At 27.9% G+C, this 753-nt stretch carries 1 protein-coding gene; it reads right to left on the reverse strand.

Annotated features, from left to right (window positions below; genetic code table 11):
* Positions 1–34: 34 nt before the first annotated feature.
* The gene (locus KPL54_RS25830) at positions 35–688 is read right to left on the reverse strand and encodes a flavodoxin family protein (protein ID WP_216109328.1); all 654 of its coding nucleotides are present in this window, start codon (positions 686–688) and stop codon (positions 35–37) included.
* Positions 689–753 lie beyond the last annotated feature (65 nt).

The following is a 753-nucleotide window of genomic DNA, read 5'->3' on the forward strand; positions in this document are numbered from 1 at the left end:
TATTTCAAAGGAGTTGTTCACTTTAGTTAATATACTATTTTATTAAACTTGCACCTAGTTCAAATGCTTTTTGACAATCTAAAGGAAATTGAATTTTTCTATGTGCTGCTTTTGCTTCTTCAGAAAAGGCATTAGATTTATATTTTGAGTAATCATCAAATTGGTAAGTATTATTTGAATACATAACTAATGGTTTTGTAAATATATGCTCAATAGTAGATTCAATGAGATCGAAGGTTTTTAAATAACCAAGTTTATTCATTATTTCTTCTGGAGCATTCATTGTATAAATGAATGCTGTTGGCATATTCCTTGGCGAAATTGTAGAATAGTTCTCATCATAAACCAAATAAGGAAATATTAGTCTTTCTAAAAATGATTGTAATTGACCTGTTATAGTACCCAAATATATTGGAGAACCAAAAATAAGCCCATCAGCTTGAGATATCTTTTCTAAAACTTCGTAAATATCGTCTTTTATAGCACATTTCCCATAACTTTTACCTCCAAGTCTTTTGCAAGCAAAGCAACTTTTACACCCAGTATAGTTTAAATCATATAAATTAATTATTTCAGTTTCAATTTCCTTATCTTTTGCAGCTTCTTTTACTCCATCTAAAGCTTTTTGAAGTAATGTAGCCGTATTTTTATTTTTTCTTGGGCTTCCGTTAATAGCATAAACTTTCATAGTAACACTCCTTGTATTTCTTTATATTTTTTTCACTTATTTTGTATGCTATAATTATATATCAT

Source organism: Clostridium estertheticum, assembly GCF_018861295.1.
Lineage (GTDB): Bacteria > Bacillota > Clostridia > Clostridiales > Clostridiaceae > Clostridium_AD > Clostridium_AD estertheticum_D.